Origin of the sequence: Haloactinomyces albus, from assembly GCF_031458135.1 — a bacterium.
GTDB classification, from domain to species: Bacteria; Actinomycetota; Actinomycetes; order Mycobacteriales; family Pseudonocardiaceae; genus Haloactinomyces; species Haloactinomyces albus.
In genome coordinates this window covers 2,771,181-2,795,900 of sequence record NZ_JAVDXW010000001.1, presented here as the reverse complement: position 1 = coordinate 2,795,900, position 24,720 = coordinate 2,771,181, and the positions used below count along the sequence as shown (strand labels likewise).

Below are 24,720 nucleotides of genomic sequence, written 5' to 3'. Positions count from 1 at the left end.
CCGCCGTCCAGCGGGTCGTCGAAGCTGCAGAAGCGACGGCTGATGCCGGGTGGGGCGATCGCCCCACCCGGATATCCAGCAACATCCGCTGCCGGTCTCCTCCGGTCAGCGACTCGATATCGGTACCGAGAACCATCGCTTCGGCCCGTTCGACCGGTACCACCATCGGCTCGTCCGACTGCTCACCATCCGACTGCCCGAGCCGATGAGACCGAGGGCAGCGGCGGTATCCGTCTCGGCCCCCGCCGGCTGCCGAGACAGCCACCGCAGCACCACGGAATCCTGTCCGTCCACGCCGTGCAACCTGCACGGCTGACCACCCACCGAGCAGAGCGCGCTGTACTCCTCGTCGAACACGTCGATACCGATGATCACGTGTGTTCGTCCTCTACCTGATGCCGTGCCGGAGTTCCGAATCCGACCTGGTCGACCACGGCGTTCTCGTTGTCGTCCGCACCGTGCGGGCCGCTGCTGTCCTGGCGTAGGTCCGGGTCCGTGTACACCGGGCCGCCGCTTGCGAAGGTGTTGCCTTCGGCAACACTGCTTTCGGGAGCACCGGCCTCCGTGCCGGAGGACGCCCCGAGGTTGCCCCGCGCCACGCTGTTGATCCGGCGCGGCGCCGGCTTGGGCTGCCGGGAATCCACATCGAACAGCTGAGCAGGCATCCCGTACTCCCCGGTGCTGCCGGCCTCCCCGGTGCTGCCGGGCTCGGGATCTGCCGCCACGTCCCGGACCATCTCGCCGGGGACCTCCTGGTCGGGGGACTCGACCGCGCCGACCGGGTGCTCGGGTTCGACCGACTCACCTTCCACGGGCTGCCGGAGAAGGCCCCCATCCTCCTCGACGGCGGCGAGTAACCGTGTCGGCGGGTCGTCGACGGCACCGAGCGCATCCGACACTTCGGGGCCGACCGGATAACGCTCGTGCCAATCCTCGTCGACGGGCGGGACCGTGTGGGCATGCTCCGGATCCTGTTCATCGATCTCGGCGATCCGATCGAACTCGGCGACGCAGTCCATGGCCACCTGCTCGACCACGTCCCGCAGTTCGAGCTCGGCCAGCCAGGCGACCGGCAGGCCTGCGATACCGATCAGCGCACCGATGATGTTCCCGCAGATCGCCCCGGTGGAGTCGCTGTCGCCGGAATGGTGCACCGCGGTGCGCAGGGCGAGCTCGACATCATCGCCCGCGGCCAGCGTCGCGCACACCGCAATCGCCAGAGCTTGCTCGCCGACCCAGCCGCCGCCGAGAGTCTCCGCGATCTGCTGCGGGGTCGGCACGCCATAGGCGGCCAGATCGACGGCCATCGCCAGAGCTTTACTGGTCTCCTCGTGGCCCTCCCAGGTCTCCAGCACCTGCAATGCGAGCCAGACGCCGTCGTCGAGTCCCCTTCCCAACACGGCCTGCTGCACGATGACCGCGAAAGCACCGGCGGAGAGATAGCCGCTCGGATGCCCGTGCGTCAGTGCCGCCGTGTGTGCCGCCAGTTCGAACACCTCGGCCGGATCGGACGACCACAACGCCGCCGGGGCAGCACGCATGGCACCGCCGCATCCCTTGGAATCGTTCACCGGGTCACTCGGCGACCCCTGCCCGTACCCACGGCCGAACCGCTCCAGGGATCGGAACACGGTCTTGCCCGGGGCGCGAGTGACGAACAGTCCGGGCACGCGGACCAGCCAGCCGTCGGGCTCGGGGCACTCGGCGTGCAACGGTCCCGCTGCTGCCTCCCACTCGACGCCCTGCGTGTGCAGCCACCGCTGGTAGGCGAGCTGGATCTCGGGGAGCGGGTCCTCGCGGCCGAGGGTGCGCCGTGCGATTCCGGCACGGATCAGTCCTTCGGCAGTGAACAACGTCATCTGGGTGTCGTCGGTGATCGCCCCGTGCACACCGTACGCCTCGTGCAGGCCGGTCGGGCCGTTCGGACCGAACCGCTCGGTGATCTCTTCCGCCGTGCTGACCGCGAGGTCAGCGCCGAGCGCATCCCCGAGTGCGCCCCCGAGGAAGCATCCGAGCACGCGCTCGGTCAGGGAGGGTGCCACGGCATCGACCTCCTCCACCGCCGCATGATCACCACCCTCCCGCTGGGGCACGCCACTCGGCTCCGGTACGGCCGCGGCGGCAGCGGGCTCGACAGGTGGCGACGTCTCCGCGTCCTCCGTACCTCCTGCGGCCTGCATGCCTTCCGCGGTTTCCGGGTCCTCCGTGCCTTCCACGGCCTCCACGGGAAACTCCCACTCCGGAACCTCCGCGGCGACGTCCTCGAGCATCGATACCCCGGTGTCCGGAACCGCGGCGTCGGCATACGGTGTGAGCGGATCATCGGCCACCGGATTCCCGGCGGCGAACCCGGCCGGATCCGGCTCGAATCCCCGTACCTGCTCGGCAGGGATGTCCGCCTCCGGTGGAGCAGGCTCCGTCGACGCCGGGAAAGACTGCTCCACCGGCCCCGGATCGGCCTTCGCCGGATCGGCGGGAACCGACCACGCACTCTCATACGGTTCCGGGACTTCCCATGAAGGGGATTCGGGGGGATCCGGTGATCCCCACTCGGCCCCGGTTCCTTCCCCGTCGACGACGGCGGCATCGATCACGGGAAGCACCTGCGTCGGCGAACCGGTGTCCGGTTGCGGCTCCGGCTCCCACTTCGACTCCGAGGACCGGATTCCGGCCGTGTGCTCGGCGGCTTGCTCCCACCACGATCTTTCCCGCGCATCGGTCACGTGCCCATCGACGGGCAGGAGCGGTTCGGTGTCGGCCGTGGCTGCCACGGAGGGTTCGGACGGTTCCAGTTGGAGGGGACCGGCGAAGGAATTCCTGCTGTCGGCGACGTAGCGCTGCGCCCACCTCGGCAGCGGGGGCGGTGGAGGTGGTGGCGCGAATGCCTCGGCCGCATCGGTGCACAGCGTTTCGAGGATCTCGCCGAGTTCGAGCTCGGCAAGCCATTGCTCGGGAATCGCGGCCGGGCCGTGGATCGCGCCCGCGAGCTGCCCGGCGAGCGCTCCGGTGACGCTGCTGTCCGCGGAGTGGTTGATCGCCATCAGGACCGCGTCGGTGAAACTGTCGCAGTTCGCGACGCACGTCAGAGCGATGCCGAGTTCGCCGAGCCTGCCTGCGGTGTCGAACTCGATGTCCAGTGTGGCCGGGTCCGGTCGCTGCCCCCGCGCGGCCGACATTGCGGCGTGGATCGTGCGTCGCACGGCGATCGACGCGGACGCGCCCTGGTACAGCCTCGCGAGATAGGACTCCGAAGCCGCGACCGCGTCCCACAGCGGCGTCGCACGGATGAGCCGGGCGAGCACGTCGGCGTGCAATCCACTCGCCGCCTGCGTATCGCCGTCGGCGGTGAGCCGGTACGCGACGTCGGCGCCCGCCTTGAACACGATCCCTTCGGTGCTCGCCCACACCATCGTCGGCGCGGTCCACACGACGCAGTCGACCAGGCTGTCGGTGCCCAGCGGCGGTTCGCCCGCATTCGGCCCGGGCTGGGTGGCAAGCCTGCCGATGCCGCGCAGCGACGCACCGGCCGGGTTGCGGGTGGAGAACAGTTCGGGTCGCTCCAGTAGCCAACCGTTCGGTTCGGGCTGCGCCGGAAGATGGGAACGCATCGCGTATTCCCACGGCACCCCCTGGGTGTACAGCCAGCGCAGGTGATTGGCGCGAACGAACTCGGTCGGCAGCCAGGGCCCGGCCGGGTCGACCTGTTCGGCTTTCGCCCGCAGCAGGGCTTCCAGCGTGAACGCCGTGAGTTGGGTCAGTTCCGTCGCGGCGCCGCGGCGTCCGAAGACCGGAAGATAGTCGGAGACCCCGTGCGGGCCGAACCACTGCCACACGCTGTGGATCGTCTCGTCACGGACTGCTGCGCCGAGCGCATCACCGACGGCCCCGCCCAACATCGCACCTCGGAACCGGTCGGACCAGGTGATCGATTGCGAGTTGCCGTTCGGGACGGGCTGCCGGGGCGGAATGTCGGTCATCGCCGTGTCTCCTGCTTGGGTCGGGGGCACCAGGCGGGGTAGCGCTGTGTCCAAGCGGCATCGGTCGGGGGATCGGGGCTGAACTCCGCGAACGCGTCCTCGGAAAGCCGGCGAATCACATCGTGCAGCTCCAGAGTATTCAGCCATTCCTGCGGAACCACGCGGGTCCCGTACACGGCACCCGCGATGTTTCCACAGACGATGCCGGTGGAGTCGGAGTCACCGGAGTGGTTCACCGACAGCAGCATCGCATCGTGCAGATTATCGGTCGCCAGGACCGCGTAAACACCGATCGTCAGGTACCCGCTGGGGTGGCTGTGGGTCAGTGCCGCGGTCCCTGCCGCCACGTGGAAGGCCTCCGCCGGGGCGTGGGACCACACCGCAGCGGGTGCCGCGCGCATCACGCCCCCGCATCCCTTGGAATCGTTGACGCGGTACTCGAAGGTCGCGAAGCGGTGCGTCCGGGCGAATTCGGCGAGTGCGGTCATACAGGTGTTCCCCGGTTCCCGGACCATGCCCTCCAGAGTGAACAGCATCACCACAGCAGCTTGACTAGCATACTCACCCGTCGCGCCGGCTCCTTCTGCCCCCAGGCCCGCTCCGGCAAGAATCCCAAGAAAAGACTCGGAAGATTCTTGGACACTTCGCGGGCGAAGATCCATGCCAGTGTCGCCCCGCACACCACGAGCACCGAGATCCCTTACCGCATACTCCGGAGGAAGCACCCGATCTCCCCACTCAAAATCCGAACGAAGACAACACCGAAATAATTCTACAGATTCCCGACCAACACATCGACGATCTTGCTCGGCCGCGACGTGGTAAGCACCTTTGGTTTATCGCGCAGTGCCCTGTCAATGTCGGCGTATGAGTGCCACGACGTATAGGCTCGCGCTCCCATAGCCACTTCCAAATCGACCGCAGCAAGTTCAGGAGAGCTGTCACCGATCGATTCGAAGTCTTTGGCACCTTTCTCCCACTCACCTTCACGGTAATTGTGCATCATATTGATGGCATCGGCTCGAGAAGCGCGGAAGTTCGGATCGGCGAAGCACTCCGGAGCAGAGTACGGCTCATCCCCCGCGGCCAAAGCGGCACCCGGGACGTCGTCACTCCCACCACTGGAGCCCAGTGAATCCACGGGGATTTCCGACGGCTCTTCATAACTGCCGTCAAGGACGTCGACCAATTCACCTTGAAACTTTTCAAGGTCCTCGTCAGCAATCTTCGATAATTGTTGGTTGCCGAATTTGTCCTCGTCTGACGAGCTGTCGAGATGCTGCTCCGGGTTCTCGTGGTCAAGGCTGGACGGTTCATTTTTGTCCGAGATTCCCAGCTGAGAACTTGATCCCGATTCCTCCGCCGAGCCACCCACCGCGGTAATCGGCTGCTCGAACGCCGCTTCGGTCGCAGGTCGCCACGCTGGCTCTGCAGAGCTTGCGGAGAATTCCTGCGATTCCGTTCGCCGAGGCTGTCCTGCGGCCGAGAGAGGCGGCTGCCCACGTGGAGACTCCTGCGGTGGTACTGGGCGCCCCGGTCCGTGGGTGGTACACGCCGGTATCGTGGAAAGCAACACCGTCGAAGCGCATCGGTACCCAGCGACCGGCATCGTCAAGCCGCCCATGTGGGAGCCAGCGTCCCTGCTGGTCGTAATACCCATTCGGCAGAAATTGCCCTCGGACGTCGCGATGTCCGGGGATCCATCGCCCGTACTGATCCACCACCCCATGCGGCATCCAGGCTCCGAATCGATCGTAGAAGCCATGCGGTACCCGCTTACCTCCGTCACGGACATGCCCTGGTATCGGTCTTCCGAACGGGTCACGGCGACGCTGGATTCCCGAGTACCGGGGTCCGCCAGGATCGAGGAATTCCGGAATACCGGGCGGCCGAGCCGACCCACCCGGTGCGGAACCATCGCCCGCAGACCCGCCGCCTGCACCCCCTCCTGCGGAATCGCCCACTGTGGAAGGGACCGCCGCGTCCCCGGACAATCGGCTTCCGGTGTCCGCAGTGGACACAGAGTCACGACTGGACGGCGCGGACTCCGCAACCCCCGAAGCCGCGTCGCCTGCGACGCCACCGAGCCGGCCTGCCGCCACCTTCGCCCCCGGAATGTCGAATGCCCCGCCGACCGCACCGGACTGCACCGCATCGAGGGTTTTGCTTCCGTCCCGGTTCTCCCGCGTGCCCATGGCGCACTGGGTCAGTTGCACCACGACGTCGATGGCCACCGACGTTCCGATCTCGATGAGGATGTTGCTCAGGAAGCGGAACGCGATTCGCACGGCAGCCACTCGGTAGGCCTCGGCCATACGTCGTAGAGCGTCCTCGTCACCCTCGGGCCGGTGCGCGCCGACGCAGATCGGCAGCAGCCACTGCACCCACTCGGGTACCTCGATGGACACGCTTTTCCCCCCGGATTACGTCGGCGAATCAGACTTGCCTGCGCAGGCCGGAGAATCCGTCACTGGACTGCTGATCGTTCGATTCGGTGTCGTTGGCGGTGCTCATCAGGGTGGCGCTGATGTCGTCGATCGCATTGCCCATTTTCCGAGAGCTCGACCGCAGCGCTTCGAGCTCCATCGCGCATCAACGGCGCGTTCACCAGTGCCCCCGAGCCGGGGAGGACGGGTCGGCGAAGTCGTCCTCATCGGTGGGGTCGCGGCCACGTTCCCGCCTCGCTGCGGATTGCTTGCGCGGCGGGAAGGGATCTCCGGAATCGTCACCGGCTCGCTGCGCGCGTTCGGCGGGATCGGGCGGAGCGACCTAGTGGACCGGAGTTGACCAGTTCCTGCCGGGCTTGCTGAGCGCCACCGGAAGCTTCCCGGACGACACTGGTGATGGCCCTGGCCAGACTCTCGGGTGAACTGCGCTCGAATGTCTTGGGCGACAGCGTCAGCTCCTCCAACGTGCCGGTCGCGTCGACCCTGGCGGTGACCATCCCGTCCTCGGAGGCCACCTCGTGAGTTCGCTGCGCGGCCTCGGCCTGCTTCCGCTGCAGATCGGAGAGCATGCTGTCGATCTGTGTGCGAAGACCGGCGTTTCGCGCCTCCAGCTCGCGACGCCGAGCATCCTCCCCGGACACGATTCCCCTCGCCCACTCGCGTGATCACAACGCTACCAGCCGAACGAGTGACAGAAGGGCGTTCCACATGATCCTGCATGTGCAGTTTTTCCGTCCGAACCGGACTCCTCGTGCACGGCCGCCCCGAAGGGAATGGGTGACCGGTCCCGTGTCCTCCGCGCACCGAGCACATCACCGATGCACCTCGACGTGAACCGGGTGACCACCGAGTGTCATCACGGGCGAACTCCTGTTCTATCCTGATCTGTCTTCCGTAAGACCGAAGGAGGAAACAATGAGCGAGCAGGACACCGACACCATCGTCCAGGAACCGGTGAACTCCGAGCAGTCCGGTTCCGAACAAGCGGGTTCCGAACAAGCGGGTTCCGAACAAGCGGGTTCCGAGCAGGCTGCCGCCGAGAGCGCCGCCTCCAAGAAGAAGACCCGCAAGCAGAGCACAGCGCGCAAGACCCGCTCGGTCGAACTGACGCTGACGGTCACCGGAACCGCCGAAGGCGAGTGGCAGGCCGAGCTGACGCATGCGGGCAAACGCGTCGTGCAGGGGCTGTCGATCCCCGCATCGGCCGTGTCCAAGGCCGCCTCCGAACTGCACGAGGACATCTCGGAAGCCATCGAGACGGTAATCAGTGATGCGCGTCAGCAGCACGAGGCCAAGCTCGCCGAGTTGGAAGCCGAGATGGAACGAGTGAAAAAGACCCTCGCCGACCTCGAGAGCTGAAACCGGCGAGCAAGGGTGTCGATTTCGCGAGAAATCGACACCCTCCCCCGGAACGAAAAGGGCTCCCTGCCCGGAGGAGACGGACAGGGAGCCCTGGCTATTCACAACCGTCGGCACACCATGACGGCGTCCGCGGCCGAGCACCGCCGAATCAGCGGTAATCGCGCCCGAAGTCGAAGTCGTCGAGCGGAACCGCGGCACCGGTAGCGGCACCGAAAACATCCGGCGTGTAGTAGCCGTCGTCGTAGGACGGGATCGCGTAAGCCGCGGCCCGGGCCTCCTCCGTCGGCTGCACCTGGATGTTGCGGTACTTGTTGATGCCCGTGCCCGCCGGGATCAACTTACCGATGATCACGTTCTCCTTCAGACCGACCAGCTTGTCGCTCGCACCCTCGATCGCGGCGTTGGTGAGGATCCGCGTGGTCTCCTGGAAGGAGGCCGCCGACAGCCACGACTCGGTGGCCAGCGAGGCCTTGGTGATACCCATCAGCACCGGGCGGCCCGAGGCCGGGTCGCCACCCTCGGCCACCACGCGCCTGTTCTCACCCTCGAACTGCGAGCGCTCCACCGGCGAGCCGGGCAGGAACTCGGTCGCACCCGAGTCGATGATGATGACACGGCGCAGCATCTGCCGGACGATGACCTCGACGTGCTTGTCGTGAATGCCCACACCCTGCGAGCGGTACACCTCCTGGACCTCGCGGACCAGGTGCAACTGCGCCTCGCGCGGACCCATCACACGCAGGATCTCGTGCGGGTCGACCGCGCCCTCCATCAGCCGCTGGCCGACATCGACGTGGTCGCCGTCCTCGATCTGGCGCTCGGTGCCGTCCACCGTGATCACGGCAAGTCGCTGCCGCTTCGACAGCTTGTCGTAGACGATCTCCTCGCTGCCGTCATCCGGAGTGATCGTGATCTTCCAGGACCGCTCGTTGTCCTCCAGACGGATCCGGCCCGGCGCATCCGCGATCGGCGCCTTGCCCTTCGGCACCCGAGCCTCGAACAGCTCCTGCACACGCGGCAGACCGGCGGTGATGTCGTCACCTCCGGTGACACCTCCCTGGTGGAAGGTCCGCATGGTCAGCTGCGTACCGGGCTCACCGATGGACTGGGCGGCGACGATGCCGACAGCCTCGCCGACGTCGACGAGCTTGCCGGTGGCCATCGAGCGGCCGTAGCAGACGGAGCACACACCGTTGCCCGACTCGCAGGTCAGCACGCTGCGTACCTTGACCTTCGTGACGCCCGCGTTGAGCAGTGTCTCGATCGCCGGGTCACCCAGGTCGGAACCACGGGCGAGCACGATGTTGCCGTCGGAGTCGACCACGTCCTCGGCGGTCGTACGGGCGTAGACGCTGGTCTCCACGTTCGGGTCGCGGACCATCCGACCGTCGGCCGACCGCTCGGCAACCGGCATCCGGACACCGCGGTCGGTGGCGCAGTCGGCCTCGCGCACGATGACGTCCTGGGAGACGTCCACCAGGCGACGGGTCAGGTACCCCGAGTCGGCGGTACGCAGCGCCGTGTCGGCCAGACCCTTCCGGGCACCGTGGTTGGAGATGAAGTACTCCAGCACCGACAGACCTTCACGGAAGTTCGTCTTGATCGGACGCGGGATGTACTCACCCTTCGGGTTCGACACCAGGCCACGCATACCGGCGAGCTGGACGATCTGGGACATGTTCCCGGCAGCTCCGGACTTCACGATCATGCTGATCGAGTTGTCCTCCGGGAAGTTCTTCTCCATCTCGTCGGCGACCTCGTCCTTGGCCGAGTTCCACACCTTGACCAACTCGGCGTTGCGCTCGGCGTGGGACAGGGCACCGCGGCGGTACCGCTTCTCGACCTGGTCGGCCCGCTGCTCGTACGAGTCCAGGATCTCCGTCTTGTTCGGCGGCACCAGGACGTCGGAGATCGCGGTGGTCACGCCCGAGCGGGTCGCCCAGTAGAAGCCGGCGTCCTTGAGCCGGTCCAGCGTCTGCGCCACCGTGACCATCGGATAGCGCTCGGCGAGATCGTTGACGATCGCACCCTGGCGCTTCTTCGCCAGCAATTCGTCGACGAACGGGTAGTCCGTCGGCAGGAGCTCGTTGAACAGCACGCGACCCAGCGTGGTCTCCAACGTGATGGGATCGCCGGGCTGCCAGTCCTCCGGGGTCCTGCCCGTCGGCGGAACGACGTCGTGCAACCGGATCTTGGCCTTGGCCTGCAGATCCAGCACACCCAGGTCGCGGGCCATGATCGCCTCGGCCGGGGAGGAGAAGACCTGGCCCTCACCGGTGGCACCGTCGACCTGCCGGGTCAGGTAGTACAGGCCGGTGACCATGTCCAGACGCGGCATCGCCAGGGGCCGTCCGGAGGCGGGCGAAAGGATGTTGTTGCTGGACAACATCAGCACGCGGGCCTCGGCCTGGGCTTCGGCCGACAGCGGCAGATGCACCGCCATCTGGTCACCGTCGAAGTCGGCGTTGAACGCCTCACAGACCAGCGGGTGCAGCTGGATGGCCTTGCCTTCCACCAGCTGCGGCTCGAACGCCTGAATACCCAGCCGGTGCAGCGTGGGAGCACGGTTGAGTAGTACCGGATGCTCGGCGATGACCTCTTCGAGCACGTCCCAGACCTGCGGACGCTGACGCTCCACCATCCGCTTCGCGGACTTGATGTTCTGCGCGTGGTTGAGGTCGACCAGCCGTTTCATGACGAACGGCTTGAACAGCTCGACCGCCATCTCCTTCGGCAGACCGCACTGGTGCAGCTGCAGCTGCGGCCCGACGATGATGACCGAACGGCCCGAGTAGTCGACACGCTTCCCCAGCAGGTTCTGCCGGAACCGGCCCTGCTTGCCCTTGAGCAGGTCGGACAGCGACTTCAACGGACGGTTGCCCGGGCCACTGACCGGCCGGCCGCGGCGACCGTTGTCGAACAGCGCGTCCACCGACTCCTGCAGCATCCGCTTCTCGTTGTTGACGATGATCTCGGGAGCTCCGAGGTCGATCAGTCGCTTGAGGCGGTTGTTGCGGTTGATGACCCTGCGGTACAGGTCGTTGAGGTCGGAGGTCGCGAAGCGGCCACCGTCGAGCTGCACCATCGGGCGCAGGTCCGGCGGGATGACCGGGACCGCACCCAACACCATGCCCTGCGGGTTGTTGCCGGTGGTCTGGAACGCCGCGACGACCTTGAGCCGCTTGAGCGCACGCAGCTTCTTCTGCCCCTTACCGGAGCGGATGACCTCGCGCAGCGACTCCGCCTCGGCGTCGATGTCGAAGTTGGCCAGCAGGGCCTCGATCGACTCGGCACCCATACCGCCGGTGAAGTACTCGCCGTAGCGGTCGTAGAGCTCGCGGTAGAGCGACTCGTCGGAGATCAGCTGCCGGGGCTCCAGCTTGGTGAAGGTCTCCCAGATCTCGTCGAGCCTGTCGATGTCGCGCTGCGCACGCTCGCGCAGCTGCTTCATCTCGCGCTCGCCGCCTTCCTTGACCTTGCGGCGAACATCGCTCTTGGCACCCTCGTTCTCGAGCTCGGCGAGGTCCGCCTCCAGCTTCTGGGCACGGGCCTCCAGGTCCGAGTCCCGCTGGTCGGCGATGTTCTTGCGCTCGACGCTGATCTCGCTTTCCAGCGTCGGCATGTCGTTGTGCCGCATCTCGGTGTTCACCGAGGTGACCACGTAGGCGGCGAAGTAGATGATCTTCTCGAGGTCCTTGGGAGCCAGGTCGAGCAGGTAGCCCAGCCGACTCGGAACGCCCTTGAAGTACCAGATGTGGGTCACCGAAGCAGCGAGTTCGATGTGCCCCATCCGCTCACGGCGCACCTTGGCGCGGGTCACCTCGACACCGCAGCGCTCACAGATGATGCCCTTGAAGCGGACCCGCTTGTACTTGCCGCAGTAGCATTCCCAGTCGCGGGTCGGGCCGAAGATCTTCTCGCAGAACAGCCCGTCCTTCTCCGGCTTCAGGGTCCGGTAGTTGATGGTCTCGGGCTTCTTGACCTCGCCGTAGGACCACTGGCGAATATCGTCGGCCGTGGCCAGTCCGATGCGGAGTTCGTCGAAGAAGTTGACGTCAAGCACGTCGGGTCTTCTCCCTTTGTTGAGGTTCTGCCGGATGGGCGTGGGGTCGGTTCGCGGAGGCCGGGTGCGGCCCCCGCGAACCGCCGACGAGGTCAGGTGACGACGTCGTCGACCGAGGGTGCCTCGTTCTTGGAGAGGTTGATGCCGAGGTTGGCGGCGGCCCGCTCCAGATCCTCGTCATCACCGTCGCGCATTTCGATGGCGGCACCGTCGCTGGAAAGCACCTCGACGTTCAGGCACAGCGACTGCAACTCCTTGAGCAGCACCTTGAACGACTCCGGAATCCCCGGTTCGGGGATGTTCTCACCCTTGACGACCGCCTCGTAGACCTTGACGCGACCGAGCACGTCGTCGGACTTGATCGTCAACAGTTCCTGCAGCGTGTATGCGGCACCGTAGGCCTGCATGGCCCAGCACTCCATCTCACCGAAGCGCTGACCACCGAACTGGGCCTTACCACCCAACGGCTGCTGGGTGATCATCGAGTACGGACCGGTCGACCGAGCGTGGATCTTGTCATCCACCAGGTGCAGCAGCTTGAGGATGTACATGTATCCGACCGCGACCGGATACGGGTACGGCTCGCCGCTACGGCCGTCGATCAGCGTCGCCTTGCCGTCGCCACCGACCATCCGCTCACCGTCGCGGTTCGGCTTGGTCGAAGCGAGCAGGCCGGTGATCTCCTCTTCCCGAGCACCGTCGAAGACGGGGCTGGCGGTATTGGTTCCCGGCTCCACCTCGTAGAGCTCCTCGGGCAGTTTCTTCGCCCAGTCGGGATTGCCGTCGATCGACCAGCCCTGCGAGGCGATCCATCCGAGATGGCTTTCGAGTACCTGACCGATGTTCATCCGTCGGGGAACACCGTGGGTATTGAGGATCATGTCGACCGGCGTGCCGTCGGACATGAACGGCATGTCCTCGATCGGCAGGATCTTGCCGATGACGCCCTTGTTGCCGTGCCGACCGGCGAGCTTGTCACCGTCCTGGATCTTGCCCTTCTGCGCCACGTAGACGCGGACCAGCTCGTTGACGCCGGGCGGCAGCTCGTCCTCGTCCTCGCGGTTGAACACGCGGATGCCGATGACCTTGCCGGTTTCGCCGTGCGGAACCTTCAGCGAGGTGTCGCGGACCTCCCGGGCCTTCTCGCCGAAGATCGCCCGCAGCAACCGCTCCTCGGGGGTCAGCTCGGTCTCACCCTTCGGCGTGACCTTGCCGACCAGGATGTCCCCACCCTGCACCTCGGCGCCGATGCGGATGATGCCCCGCTCGTCGAGGTCGGACAGAACGTCCTCGGAGACGTTCGGGATGTCGCGGGTGATCTCCTCGGAACCCAGCTTGGTGTCGCGGGCGTCGACCTCGTGCTCCTCGATGTGGATCGAGGTGAGCACGTCGTCCTGCACCAGCCGCTGGGACAGGACGATGGCGTCCTCGTAGTTGTGTCCCTCCCACGGCATGATGGCCACACGCAGGTTCTTGCCCAGGGCCATCTCACCGTTCTCGGTGGACGGACCGTCCGCGAGCACCTGGCCGGCCTCGACTCGGTCGCCCTCGTTGATGATCGGCTTCTGGTTGATGCAGGTGCCGTGGTTGGAACGGGCGAACTTCTGCAGCCGGTGGGTATGCCGCTTTCCGTCGTCACCCATCACCGTGACGTAGTCCGCGCTCAGTTCCTCGATCACTCCGGACTTGTCCGTCACGACCACGTCACCGGCGTCGACAGCGGCACGCGACTCCATGCCGGTACCGACCAGCGGCGCCTCGCTGCGCAGCAGCGGCACCGCCTGGCGCTGCATGTTCGCCCCCATCAGCGCACGGTTGGCGTCGTCGTGCTCCAGGAACGGCAGCATCGCAGTGGCCGCCGAGACCATCTGGCGCGGCGCGACGTCCATGTAGTCGATCTCGGTGGGAGCCAGCAGCTCGACCTCGCCGCCCTTACGGCGACCCAGCACGCGATCCTCGAGGAAGTTGCCGTCGTCGTCGATCGGCGTGTTGGCCTGGGCCTTGACGTGGCGGTCTTCCTCGTCGGCGGTCAGGTAGTCGACCTCATCGGTGACCACGCCGTCGACGACCCGGCGATACGGGGTCTCGATGAACCCGAACGGATTGACCCGGCCGTACGTGGCCAGCGAGCCGATCAGACCGATGTTCGGGCCTTCCGGCGTCTCGATCGGGCACATCCGGCCGTAGTGCGAGGGGTGCACGTCACGGACTTCCACCAGCGCGCGCTCACGGGAGAGACCACCGGGCCCCAGCGCGGACAGGCGGCGCTTGTGCGTCAGTCCTGCCAGCGAGTTGGTCTGGTCCATGAACTGCGACAGCTGCGAGGTCCCGAAGAACTCCCTGATGGCCGCCGTGATCGGACGGATGTTGATCAGCGTCTGCGGCGTGATCGCCTCGACGTCCTGCGTGGTCATCCGCTCCCGGACGACTCGCTCCATGCGGGACAGGCCGACCCGAACCTGATTCTGGATCAGTTCCCCGACCGTACGCAGACGCCGGTTGCCGAAGTGGTCGATGTCGTCGAGCTCGACGGGGACGGTCGCCCCCTCCGCGGCCTCCGACTCCCCGCTTCCGGGGACGGGCATGGAGTTCTCACCCGCGTGCAGACGCACGAGGTACTCGATGGAGGTGATGATGTCGTCCTCGGTCAGCACGCCGGAGGAGAACGGCAGTTGCAGGCCGAGTTTCTTGTTGATCTTGTAGCGGCCGACACGGGCGAGGTCGTAGCGCTTCTCCTTGAAGAACAGGTTCTCCAGGAGGGTCTGTGCGCTCTCCTTCGTCGGCGGCTCACCGGGCCGCAGCTTGCGGTAGATGTCGAGCAGGGCCTCGTCCTGCCCCGCCGTGTGATCCTTCTCCAAGGTCGCCATCAGCGTTTCGGAGAAACCGAAGCGCTCGCGAATGGCCTCGGCCGTCCAACCCAGTGCCTTGAGCAGCACGGTGACCGGCTGACGACGCTTGCGATCGATCCGCACACCGACGGTGTCACGCTTGTCGACATCGAACTCCAGCCACGCACCGCGGCTGGGGATGATCTTGACGCTGTACACGTCCTTGTCGGTGCTCTTGTCGACCGACTGGTCGAAGTACACGCCGGGGGAGCGGACCAACTGGGAGACCACGACCCGCTCGGTGCCGTTGATGATGAACGTGCCCTTGTCGCTCATCACGGGGAAGTCACCCATGAACACCGTCTGGCTCTTGATCTCGCCGGTGCTCTGGTTGATGAACTCTGCGGTCACGAACAACGGTGCCGCGTAGGTCATGTCCTTGTCCTTGCACTCCTCGACGGAGGCCTTCACCTCGTCGAAGCGTGGGTCGGAAAAGGACAGCGACATCGATCCGGAGAAGTCCTCGATCGGGGAGATCTCGCTGAGAACCTCTGCCAGGCCGCCAACAGGATTGTCCTCGCCGGAGTCGACCCGGCGCTGGAACCAGGTCTCGTCGCCGACGAGCCATTCGAAGGATTGGACCTGCAGATCGAGCAGATCAGGCACTTCCAGCGGCTCACGGATCTTCGCGAACGAGACTCGCTTCGGGGCCCCAGGGATCCCCGACGTGGAGTTGGAAGCTGCAGAGACCTTGGTCGCGCGGGAGACTGCCAAGATGCGTCCTTCCGGGACTCTGAACTGGCTACAGCCGCTCCGGACGCCACGGGTGACCGGTCGATAACCAGCCGGTGACATCCGATAACACGACTGTCAAGGGTGCAATGGCGCCCACGTCCCACGACCCCGTCCGCATGCGTCCAGCTGATACGAAACAGCCCATACGAAACCGGGGAAGACGGAAAGAGGGCAGCGCAAAGTAGCAGTCTAACCGATGCGACGCCAGCTGTCGAGAGGGGCCCACTGCACGCTGCCCTGTCCCGTGTCGAGCCCCAGCGTGACCCGCCCTGAGCCCACAGTCAAGAGGCCATATGCCGATCACTCTCGTGGCGCAGAACACGATCACTCACCGTGGTCGAAACGAGAGCGCCGGGAGCAGCCAAGCCGCAGGGCACAAGGGTATCGCAAGCGTGTACGAATATGTTTCGCGTCATTGCCGCACCAGAACCGGCTCTCCGCCACGCGGGCGACCCTCTCCCCTACCTCCCCGGCGGGCCCCCGACCGGGGCCACCCGTACCGCCTGACTCCGCATTCTTGCGGGAGGTGAACAAACGGAGCACCGACGGGTGCACACGATCGGATCGTCGTCCTCATACGATCGGACTACTGCCGACCGGCGAATGTCGATACTGTGATGCCGCCCACCACGGCAAAGGCCACGATTCACGTGGACGCGACACGGGAGAACAGGATGGATGACGACGTGAGTCGCCGGAACCGAACGTTTCGACGGCTGCCACGTTCGGCAGAGGAGCCGTCCCAGGAGCATCGGGGCAATACCTGGTTCGCGGACAGCACGGACAGCAGCCCGGCAGCCGCCGACCAGCAGTCGACCGGCCACCCCGCAGCCAGTGGCCCCACCGGCCCCACAGCCGGCGATCGGGCAGGAAGCGAGGGGCAGGGCGGGCGCAGGCAGTCACCTCCCGAGTCCCCGCAAACCTCCCGGGAAAGTCCCCAACAGCGCTATGCCCGTGCACTGTCGGCACTGAACGAGATGGTGACCACCCGCGATTTCCGGGATCTGTCCTGGGTCATCCAGGTGTTGCGCGCCACTGCCGGTGTCCTGCACGAACAGGACCCGTCGCGGCCGAGCGTGCTCAACAATCTCGGCAGCGCCGCCCAACTCGCCTACATCTCCAGCGGCGACATCGCCGACCTGGAAGACGCGGTGGGCTACTACCGTGCCGCCGCCTCCACCGGCCAGGACGACGATCCCGATCTCGTGCTCTACTCGTGCAACCTCGCACTCGCCCTGACCGACCACGCGGCACGGACGGGTGAAGCAGGCCATGCCGCCGACGCTGTCCGGGCCGCTCGCCGGGCGATGAATCACGTGAGCAGCGACGATCAGCGCCGGGTCACGACGCTGATCCGGCTGGCCAACGCGCTGAAGCTGTATGCCCGGATCGCCGAGGACCCCGACTCGGACGAGGAGTCCGTCGAACTCTTCCGGGAGGCCGCACGGGGAGCTCTGAGCGGCGAACACGCCCAGGCACACCGGTCGGACGGGCCGGAACTGCTCATCAATCTCGGCTCCGCCCTGCTGCGGCGCCACGAACGCGCCGCAGCGGCCGAGGACCTGGACGAAGGCATCGACCACCTGCGCAACGGCATCGACATCCTTCCGGGCGGAGAACACCGGTATACCGCTCTGGTGCACCTCTCCGAAGCTTTGCGGCTACGCTACCGCCAGCGCGGTGATCTCCACGACCTGCAGTCGGCGATCAACGAGTTGCTCGGCATCACCGACGATGTCGACAACAGCCACGCTCTGCTGGGCAAGGTGCTCTGGAGCCTCACCTCCGCGACCGCGGAATATGTCGACAGCGCGAGCGAACCGGGCAATCTGTACCCGGCACTGCGAGCCATCGGCCCCGCCATCCGCGGCCTCGCCTCCGACGACCCCAACCGCGCGATGGCGCTGGCCGGTTACGGTGCGCTCACTCGCAGGCATTACCTGTACGGCGCCGATCCCGACACACTCGACACGGCGGTAGCCGCCGGGGAGGCCGCGGTCGCGGCCGCGAGTGACTCCTACAAACGCTGCGCCGTACTGAACTCACTGGTGAGCACCCTGATCACGCGCTACGAGCATTCGGGAGAGCCTGCGGACCTGGAGCGTGCTGCCACCGTGGCCACCGAAGCTCTCGAATCCGCACCCGGCGGGACGGTCCCGCAGCACACCGCGTGGGCACAGCTCGGCGTTCTCGCCATGCATCGCTACCGCCGGAACTCCAGGACGGCCGAGCTGGAGACGGCGACCGAGATGTTCGACCGCGCACTGATCGCCATGCCCGGGACCGCGCCGGAACGGGTCGCGGTGAGCACCCATCTCGGCCACACCCTGCAAACGCTGTACCACAGAACCGGCAGGCGCAAGCTCTACCGCTGGGCCCGCAGGGCACTGACCGAAGCCGCGACCCTGCCCACCGGCCCCGCCGACCAGCGTCTCCGAGCGGCGAACCTGTGCGGTCGGCTCGCCGCGCAGGCGCATCGGTGGTCGGAAGCGCTGGAGTCGTTCACCACGGCCGTGGAACTCCTTCCTCTGGTCACGCGAGGCAAACGGGCCATCGCGTCGCCGGTGACACAGCGGCGGTGGGCCTACGTGACGGCCGACGCCGCGGCCTGCGCGCTGGAGGTCGGACAGCCGAAGCGTGCGGTCGAACTGCTCGAGCACGGTCGGCGGGCGCTGCTGGCGGAATTGCTCCCCGCCAGCGGCGAACTCGGTGAGCTGCATCGCAGGCAGCAGCAGCTGGCCACCGATGCGGTCCGGCTGCGCAGGCTGCTGGATCGGCCTCCCGAGGAGCCCGAGATGGCTGCGGGCGACATCGTCACCGAGAGCGAGCGGCGCCGCTGGCTCGCCGAGGCCTGGGACGACCTGCTGCGGGAGGCGCGCACCGAACACGCCCAGAAGGACCACCTGCGGATCACACCGTTCGCCGAACTGGCATCGGCCGCCGACGAGGGCTCGGTCGTCCTGGTCAACCTGAGTCGGTACCGATCGGATGCATTGATCGTCTTCGCCGGGCGCGTGCTGATCGTTCCCCTGCCCGGAGCGGGGCCGGAATCAGCCACCGAGCAGGCCGAGGCTGCCGTGTCCGCTGCTCAGCAACCCCATCGGAACGCACGGGCGGCACCGGGTGGGCAGGAGCAGCAGGGACTGGTCACAGCCATGGACTGGTTGTGGCACAACATCACGCGTCCCGTGCTCGACCGGATGGGCTACACGCACGCTCCTCGGGGAAACGAGAGATGGCCGCGACTGTGGTGGTCGGTCACCGGGGCTCTTGCATTTCTGCCGTTGCATGCGGCAGCCAGCGCGGATGACCGGTCCTGCGCGCTCGACCGTGTGGTGTCGTCCTACACACCGGGGTTGAGCACTCTCCTCAGGGCGAAGCGGCGTGCGCCGTTGGCCGAGAAGCACCCGCGGGCACTGGTGGCGGCGGGATCGGAGCAGGCTGCGCAGCACCAGGAGCTACCACCACAGAACCGGACTCTGGCGCGATACTGGCCATCCGCCGATGTACTGGCGCAGGAGAGGAGCACACCGGACGACGTGCTCGACGTGCTGCCCGACTACCCACTGGTGCACGTCTGCGAGCCGAGCACCCAGCAACCGGCGCACCCCGCCGCGGGACGCGTCCTGGACCGGGATCCCTGGGGCCGGTCACTCGACTTGGTCGAGTTGGGGCAGGTCCACCTGCCGGAGGCGGAGTTCGCCTACCTCGGACGGTGCCGCACCACGGCCGACATTCCCTCCGCGGCTGCGGTCTCCCTGGGCAGTGCGCTCGGTTTCGCCGGTTTCGCGCACGTCATCAGCGCACTGTGGGCCGTCGACGACGACAGCGCAGCACAGATCCACGCGGGCGTCTACGGACAACTCTGCGAGGACGGGCACTTCGCCACCGACCGTTCGGGGGACGCACTCCACGCGGCTGCCCGCAGGATGCGCGAGGAACACCCCGAGCAGCCTGCGCGCTGGGCCGCCTACACCCACGTCGGCCCGTAGGTGCGGGACCGCAGCAGCAGGCCGTGGTAGAAGCGGTCTTCAGCGTTGGGTGATTCGGCTGATCTTCCACTGATCGCCGTGCTTCTCCGCGACGACGCTGAGTTGAGCCGGTCCGACAGTGCTCCGACCGCTCTCGGTGCGCGTGGAGCGCTGGTTGACGAACAGCAGCACCTCGGCGCGTTTCTCCTGGAGCCGGGTGACTCCTGCGGTCTGGACGGTCGTGGTCACCACGAGCTTCTGCTTCGGGGCCTGTTTGCGGACCGTGGCGAACAGCTTGTCGTATTTCTGCACGGCCTTGCCGGTGAGCAGGTTCTTGGCGGCCTTCTCCGTCTTGGCGGTGTTGGTGTGGTCGTACGAGAACAGCTTCTCCACCGCAGTGGTGATCCGCCCCTTGACCCGACTCGTGGCGGCCTGATCCACGAGAGCCCTGTTCGCGGCGGCACCCTCGTGGCGCAGGGCATGGGCCTCGTTGTGGAACCACACCGCCAGCCCGCCGAAAGCCACGGTCAGTACCAGCATCAGGGAGACCAGGGCGGCGGGGCGGCGTAGTCGCCTGTCCGCCCCGCTGTGGTTTTCTCCGGCGTCCGCTCCGGCAACGGCCTCCTGCGACTCCGTCACCGGGGTCTCATCCGGCGGTTCGCTCGGCGGCTCGGCCGGGGGTTCGCTCGGCGGCTCGGCCGGCGAGTCCCACGTTCCTCCACCGGAGTCGTCCACTGGAGCGGTCTCCTCCGCAACCACGGGGGTCGTGGATTCCTCGGGGTCCCGGTCCCATCCGGATTGCTCCTGCACGGACGATTCCTGCGGTTCCTGCGGTTCCTGCGGTTCCTGCGCGGATGGTTCCTGTTCCCGGTCGGACGATTCCGCTGAACTCTGCGGGGGTTCGGCGGACGAGTTCCGCGCGGTGCGCCGGTGGAGTCCGGCCACGCGGGGGCGCCGGGCACCGGAGGGCTTCTGCGACGATCCGCGACTCGATCCGCTACGACGGGGGGTGGACACTGGCTGTGGCTCCTACAACGACGGGGATTTCGGGGGAGTCCGGGGCTTCCAGTGGGCTGAAAACCCGTGCGCGCGACGTGCGGTATCAGCGGATCGGAGGTTGACCGCCTCCCACCGATCCGAGCGTGCTGAGCTTCCACGTCCGTCCCACTCGCGTGAGTTCGGCCTTGTATCGACTGCGCCAGACCGTGGACTGCCCGGACTGCGAGTTCCCGGCCTGCGAGCTCCCGGACCGGGGCCGCTTCGTCGTCATTTCCACCACCGCGATCATGCGGGCCTTCCCGGCGCGGGCATTGAGCTCGGTCAGCGCAGCGTCGAGAATCCTGCTACTCCGTTGGGCCTTGCCCTTCTTGAGCTGCTCCATCTTGTTCTTGCGGATCTTGACGACCGTTTCGTGGAACGGCCCCGTGGAACTGCGTTCCCATCGGTTGAGCGACTTCTCCACGTTGCGGTAGTCGAAGGTGTTGACGTTGATGATCGCCTGACGACCGTCCCGCAGAGCCTGATCACGCTCGACCGCGAGATCGATCGACTCGTCAGTGGCGGCCACTGCCCACGACACTCCGAAGAACCCGGCGGTTCCGGTCGAGGCGGCGAGCAGGAGCGCGGCCACGAGCAGCGCCACGCGGGATCGGCGTGTGCGGGTCTCGCCTGTACTTGCGGTGGTCATCGTTCCCCTCCGGTAAACAGCGGCCAGTGGTGCGCCGCTTTCAGCTCCCAGGTGCGTTGTGTGCTCCGCGCACGGCGGTCGGGCTGTCCGGCGGCAGCTTGCAGCGCGCTTCGGTGTTCAGCGGCACCGGCGCCAACTCATTGCCCGCCCGCTTGTCCGTGCTCTCGTAGACGCACGGCATCGGATCGAACGTGTTCAGCACCAGCCCGAAGTGAGTGGTTCCGTCACCGGGCAGGACAGTGTAGGCGCCGGAGGTGACCAGCGGATACGTCACCAGGAGCTGCTCGATTCCGTCGGTTTTGGTAGCCAGCAGTTCCGCGGTCGAGGCCGTGTTCTTCAGCAACCCGGTCAACCGAGGTCCTGTCTCGCGGAGCAGACCACTGATCTGACGTGCTGTTCTCGGCGACCGCTCGATCACCGTACTCAGGTCGCCATCGGAGCGCTTGAGCTGTTCGGAGACCAACCGCAGGTTCTCGCTGAACGATCTGATCGCCGAGCTCTGATCATTCTGGGTCGCCAACACTGTCGTGGCATCCTCCAACAGCTTCCGCGTCTGCGGCAGATGCTGTTGAGCTTCGGCGACGAAGTCGCTGCTGGTGTCCAGAATCGTCTGCAGGTCCTCGCCCGTACCGGCGAATCCCTTGCCGAGTTCGTCGACCACCGTCCGCAGCGCTTCCTTGGGCACCGACTTGACCAGGCCGTCCAGGTTCTTGAGCAGGTCCTCCACCGGCAACGGGATCTCGGTCGCCTTCTTCGGGATCACGGAATCGGCACCGAGGTACGGCCCACCCCTGCTCTGCGGGCGCAGATCCACGTACTGCTCCCCCACGGCCGAGCGGTTGGCGACCACGGCGTGGACGTCCTCCGGGATCGGGGGTGCTCCGGGGTTGATGTCCAGCGGCACGGCCACACCCTCGTCGGTCAGGCGCAACGTGCCCACCCGGCCCACCCGCACACCCCGGTAGGTCACCTCGGCATTGGAGAAGATGCCTCCCGAGTCGGCCAGTTTCATCGTCACCACGTAGCCACGCGGCCCGAACAAACGATCCAAACCGGCGTAGCGGGCCCCGGCATAGCTCGTACCGACCAGCGCGACCGCCACGAACGCGGCGATCTGGATCCGAACTCTGCGACCGAGCATCAGTTACCTCCCAGCAGGCCGCCCAGGATGCCGCCGGCGGAGCCGGAACCCGGAGACGGCGCGGATCGGGAATCCCCGGACGGAGCAGCGGGGGATTGCCCGCTGCGGTCCGCACCGGACGCGAGTGGCAACGGCAGCGGCGGCGCCGAGGATGGCGGCTGCGGCATCCGGACGATCGGTTGCCTGCTGCGCCCCAGATTCTTGAGAGTACGGGTCAGATTCAGATCCGCTTTGACGTAGAGATTCGTGTAGTCACCCTTGATGCCCTGCACGGACTTGTCGGTGAAGGGGAAGGTGAACAACAGCTCGAACGCCTTGGGCAGATTCGATCCCGCGGCGGCGAGTTGGCGCAACACCGGCTGCAGCGATTTCAGGTTGTGCACGAGGTCCTGCTTGGTCCGATTGACCACGTCGGTGGCCACGCCGGAAAGCTCGTCCAGCGATTCCAGCATCGTCACGAGCTGATCACGCTGTTCGTTGAGTACCCGCAGCCCGGGGCCGAGTTCGCGCAGCGCCACATCGATATCGGCACGTTGCGCTTTCAGCGTCGCGCTGAGCCTGTTCACGCTGTCGAGAGCTCGTGTGATCTCGTCCCGCTGCGCGTCCAACTCGGATACCAACTCGTCCAAATTGGCCAGAAGGCTGCGCACATCGGCCTCCCGGCCGTCCAGCGCGGCGTTGAGCTCCTCGGCGATGTTCTGGATCTGTGCGATACCGCCGCCGTTGAGCAGCAAGGACAGCGCCCCCAGCACCTCCTCGACCTCGGGGCTTCGCCCGGTGCGTTCGATGCCGATCAGTGCCCCGTCATCGAGGTGACCGACCGGCTTCGGTGGCGCGGCGAGCTCGACGTACTTCTCACCGAGCAGACTCGACTGGCGGATCGCGGCGGTGGCATTGGCGGGCAGCTCGACACTGTTGTTGACGGAGAGGGTCACCTGGGCCTGCCATGACTTCGGCGCCAGTTCGACCGAGGTGACCCGCCCGACGGGAACGTCGTTGACCCGCACCCCCGCGTTGGGAACGAGATCCTGTACATCCCGGAAGTGCACCGTTACCCGATACGGGTTGTTCCCGAGATCGGCTCCACCGGGCAACGGCATGCTGTGGATGCCTCTGAACTCGGTGATTCCGCAGCCACTGATCAGCATGACCATGGTCAGCGCGGTCAGCACTGTGAACGCCCGCGACGAACCCATCACCGACCACCTCCTTCGGTGGATTGCCGGGAATCGGCCGCTGTGCCACCGCTGTTCAGGATCTGCAGCGGCATCGGCGGCAGTTCACCCCGTTGCAACGCCGAGATGGTCTCCGCCGGTGTCGGCAGCGACGCAGCACCGCCGAGGACTCCCTCCAACCGGTCGCACATGTCCGCCAGACCGTCCGGAAGCTGAGCGGCCAGCTGCTCGCTGCCCGGTAGGGTCTGCTTGACGAGCTTGCACACCAGAACGATCGGCGGCTGGTTGAGCTCGTTGATGTTGGCCCGTGTGTCCAGGGTTCCGGATGCGGCGTTGTAGGAGTTCTGCAAATTGCCCAGAGCCAGCGGGGCGTTGGTGAGGGTCTCACGCAGCGCTGCCTTCTGTTTCACCAGCACCTGCGCCACCGAGTTCAACTGCTCCACGTTATCGGCGAGTTTCGCCCGGTTGTCCCGCACGAACGACTCCACCTTGCCCAATGCGAGGGCGAGCTCGGACAGTGCCGAGCCCAGGTCGTCGCGCTGGTCGGCCAGCAACTCGTTGACCTCGCGCATCTGGGCGTTGAACCGACGAACCCGGCCATCGTTGTCGGCCAGCATCGAGGTGAACTTCTGCAGTTTGTCCACAGTGGTGAAAAGGTCCTCGCTGCTGCCGGACAATGTCGTGCTCATCCGACCGAGATTCTTCAATGTCCCGGACAGCAACTCGCCGTTGCCTTCGAGGTTGGCCGCCCCCGTCTTGAGCAGCTCCGAGAGCGCTCCGTCCTTGTTCGCGCCCTGTGGTCCCAGTGCTGTCGTCAGTTTGTTGAGGCTGTTGTAGATCCGATCGATTTCGACGGGCGTGACGGTGCGCTTGTTCGGGATCACCGCGCCGTCCGCCATCGTCGGACCTCCCCGGTAGACGGGGGCAAGCTGCACGTAGCGACCACTCACGACGCTCGGGGAGATGACCACGGCTCCGGCATCGGCGGGAATCCTGACGTCGCGTTGCACGGTCATCTCCACCCGCACCCGCTCCGGCTGTGGTTGGACCACCTCGATCCGACCGACGTGCACACCCAGCACCCGCACGTCACTGCCTTCGTAGACGCCCACGGCCGAGTCGAAGTATGCCGTCAGGCGGCGCTCGTCGGCGCCGAAGAACAACCACCACGCACCTGCCGTCACGAGGAGCGTGAATGCGCAACCGAGTGCCAGTGTCCGCGTGAACGGCAGGCTACCGAGGCGGGACATGCTCACCGTCCATGACCTTCCGAG

At 66.5% G+C, this 24,720-nt stretch carries 16 protein-coding genes; 2 read left to right on the top strand and 14 right to left on the bottom strand.

What is annotated here, in order from left to right:
- Positions 1 to 105: 105 nt before the first annotated feature.
- From JOF55_RS13195 to JOF55_RS13165, 7 genes are all read right to left on the bottom strand, one after another.
- Entirely contained in the window at positions 106 to 375 is a 270-nt protein-coding gene (locus JOF55_RS13195) for a hypothetical protein (RefSeq protein WP_310274007.1), read from the bottom strand.
- Positions 372 to 3,977, bottom strand: coding sequence for an ADP-ribosylglycohydrolase family protein (locus JOF55_RS13190; protein ID WP_310274006.1), 3,606 nt, complete (start codon positions 3,975 to 3,977; stop codon positions 372 to 374). The genes JOF55_RS13195 and JOF55_RS13190 overlap by 4 nt, the downstream gene beginning before the upstream one ends.
- A complete protein-coding gene (locus JOF55_RS13185; RefSeq protein ID WP_310278358.1) occupies positions 3,974 to 4,513 on the bottom strand; it encodes an ADP-ribosylglycohydrolase family protein in 540 nt (179 codons plus the stop codon). Before JOF55_RS13185 ends, JOF55_RS13190 begins: the two co-directional genes overlap by 4 nt.
- 236 nt (positions 4,514 to 4,749) lie before the next feature.
- Positions 4,750 to 5,352 carry a hypothetical protein gene (locus JOF55_RS13180; protein ID WP_310274004.1) on the bottom strand — a complete coding sequence of 201 codons (603 nt, stop codon included), beginning with the start codon at positions 5,350 to 5,352 and terminating at the stop codon, positions 4,750 to 4,752.
- The gene (locus JOF55_RS13175) at positions 5,291 to 6,385 is read right to left on the bottom strand and encodes a hypothetical protein (protein WP_310274003.1); all 1,095 of its coding nucleotides are present in this window, start codon (positions 6,383 to 6,385) and stop codon (positions 5,291 to 5,293) included. Before JOF55_RS13175 ends, JOF55_RS13180 begins: the two co-directional genes overlap by 62 nt.
- Before the next feature lie 28 nt (positions 6,386 to 6,413).
- Positions 6,414 to 6,563 (bottom strand): hypothetical protein, encoded by a 150-nt coding sequence (locus JOF55_RS13170; RefSeq protein WP_310274002.1) that lies wholly within the window; start codon positions 6,561 to 6,563, stop codon positions 6,414 to 6,416.
- Positions 6,564 to 6,702: 139 nt separating this feature from the next.
- On the bottom strand, positions 6,703 to 7,065 hold the full coding sequence (locus tag JOF55_RS13165; RefSeq protein WP_310274001.1) for a YbaB/EbfC family nucleoid-associated protein: 363 nt from the start codon (positions 7,063 to 7,065) through the stop codon (positions 6,703 to 6,705).
- Between the two features lie 274 nt (positions 7,066 to 7,339).
- Between JOF55_RS13165 and JOF55_RS13160 the strand changes: the two genes are divergently transcribed.
- Positions 7,340 to 7,783, top strand: coding sequence for a DUF6319 family protein (locus tag JOF55_RS13160; protein WP_310274000.1), 444 nt, complete (start codon positions 7,340 to 7,342; stop codon positions 7,781 to 7,783).
- 151 nt (positions 7,784 to 7,934) lie between these two features.
- Here JOF55_RS13160 and JOF55_RS13155 read toward each other — a convergent pair whose 3' ends face one another.
- Both JOF55_RS13155 and rpoB read right to left on the bottom strand, forming a co-directional pair.
- Positions 7,935 to 11,849: a DNA-directed RNA polymerase subunit beta' gene (locus tag JOF55_RS13155; RefSeq protein ID WP_310273999.1), complete on the bottom strand. Its 3,915-nt coding sequence runs from the start codon at positions 11,847 to 11,849 to the stop codon at positions 7,935 to 7,937.
- A gap of 92 nt (positions 11,850 to 11,941) precedes the next feature.
- Positions 11,942 to 15,451: a DNA-directed RNA polymerase subunit beta gene (gene rpoB / locus JOF55_RS13150; protein WP_310273998.1), complete on the bottom strand. Its 3,510-nt coding sequence runs from the start codon at positions 15,449 to 15,451 to the stop codon at positions 11,942 to 11,944.
- Between the two features lie 695 nt (positions 15,452 to 16,146).
- Here rpoB and JOF55_RS13145 point away from each other — a divergent pair.
- Positions 16,147 to 19,464 carry a CHAT domain-containing protein gene (locus tag JOF55_RS13145; protein WP_310273997.1) on the top strand — a complete coding sequence of 1,106 codons (3,318 nt, stop codon included), beginning with the start codon at positions 16,147 to 16,149 and terminating at the stop codon, positions 19,462 to 19,464.
- 39 nt (positions 19,465 to 19,503) lie between these two features.
- On the opposite strand, the gene JOF55_RS13140 is transcribed toward JOF55_RS13145, so the two are convergent.
- From JOF55_RS13140 to JOF55_RS13120, 5 genes are all read right to left on the bottom strand, one after another.
- On the bottom strand, positions 19,504 to 20,460 hold the full coding sequence (locus JOF55_RS13140) for a hypothetical protein (protein ID WP_310273995.1): 957 nt from the start codon (positions 20,458 to 20,460) through the stop codon (positions 19,504 to 19,506).
- An 85-nt stretch (positions 20,461 to 20,545) separates the two neighbouring features.
- Positions 20,546 to 21,130, bottom strand: coding sequence for a hypothetical protein (locus tag JOF55_RS13135; protein ID WP_310273994.1), 585 nt, complete (start codon positions 21,128 to 21,130; stop codon positions 20,546 to 20,548).
- A gap of 40 nt (positions 21,131 to 21,170) precedes the next feature.
- Positions 21,171 to 22,271: an MlaD family protein gene (locus JOF55_RS13130; RefSeq protein ID WP_310273992.1), complete on the bottom strand. Its 1,101-nt coding sequence runs from the start codon at positions 22,269 to 22,271 to the stop codon at positions 21,171 to 21,173.
- Complete coding sequence (locus JOF55_RS13125) at positions 22,271 to 23,467, bottom strand: MCE family protein (RefSeq protein ID WP_310278355.1); 1,197 nt, start codon at positions 23,465 to 23,467, stop codon at positions 22,271 to 22,273. The genes JOF55_RS13130 and JOF55_RS13125 overlap by 1 nt, the downstream gene beginning before the upstream one ends.
- The gene (locus JOF55_RS13120) at positions 23,467 to 24,696 is read right to left on the bottom strand and encodes an MCE family protein (protein WP_310278351.1); all 1,230 of its coding nucleotides are present in this window, start codon (positions 24,694 to 24,696) and stop codon (positions 23,467 to 23,469) included. The genes JOF55_RS13125 and JOF55_RS13120 overlap by 1 nt, the downstream gene beginning before the upstream one ends.
- Positions 24,697 to 24,720: the final 24 nt, after the last annotated feature.

Excerpts from the sequence above, each read along its gene's own strand:
- JOF55_RS13190 (WP_310274006.1), bottom strand. The coding sequence starts at position 3,977 with ATGACCGACATTCCGCCCCGGCAGCCCGTCCCGAACGGCAACTCGCAA.
- JOF55_RS13185 (WP_310278358.1), bottom strand. The coding sequence starts at position 4,513 with ATGCTGTTCACTCTGGAGGGCATGGTCCGGGAACCGGGGAACACCTGT.
- JOF55_RS13170 (WP_310274002.1), bottom strand. The coding sequence starts at position 6,563 with ATGGAGCTCGAAGCGCTGCGGTCGAGCTCTCGGAAAATGGGCAATGCG.
- JOF55_RS13160 (WP_310274000.1), top strand. The coding sequence starts at position 7,340 with ATGAGCGAGCAGGACACCGACACCATCGTCCAGGAACCGGTGAACTCC.
- JOF55_RS13145 (WP_310273997.1), top strand. The coding sequence starts at position 16,147 with ATGGATGACGACGTGAGTCGCCGGAACCGAACGTTTCGACGGCTGCCA.
- JOF55_RS13135 (WP_310273994.1), bottom strand. The coding sequence starts at position 21,130 with ATGACCACCGCAAGTACAGGCGAGACCCGCACACGCCGATCCCGCGTG.
- JOF55_RS13130 (WP_310273992.1), bottom strand. The coding sequence starts at position 22,271 with ATGCTCGGTCGCAGAGTTCGGATCCAGATCGCCGCGTTCGTGGCGGTC.
- JOF55_RS13125 (WP_310278355.1), bottom strand. The coding sequence starts at position 23,467 with ATGGGTTCGTCGCGGGCGTTCACAGTGCTGACCGCGCTGACCATGGTC.
- JOF55_RS13120 (WP_310278351.1), bottom strand. The coding sequence starts at position 24,696 with ATGTCCCGCCTCGGTAGCCTGCCGTTCACGCGGACACTGGCACTCGGT.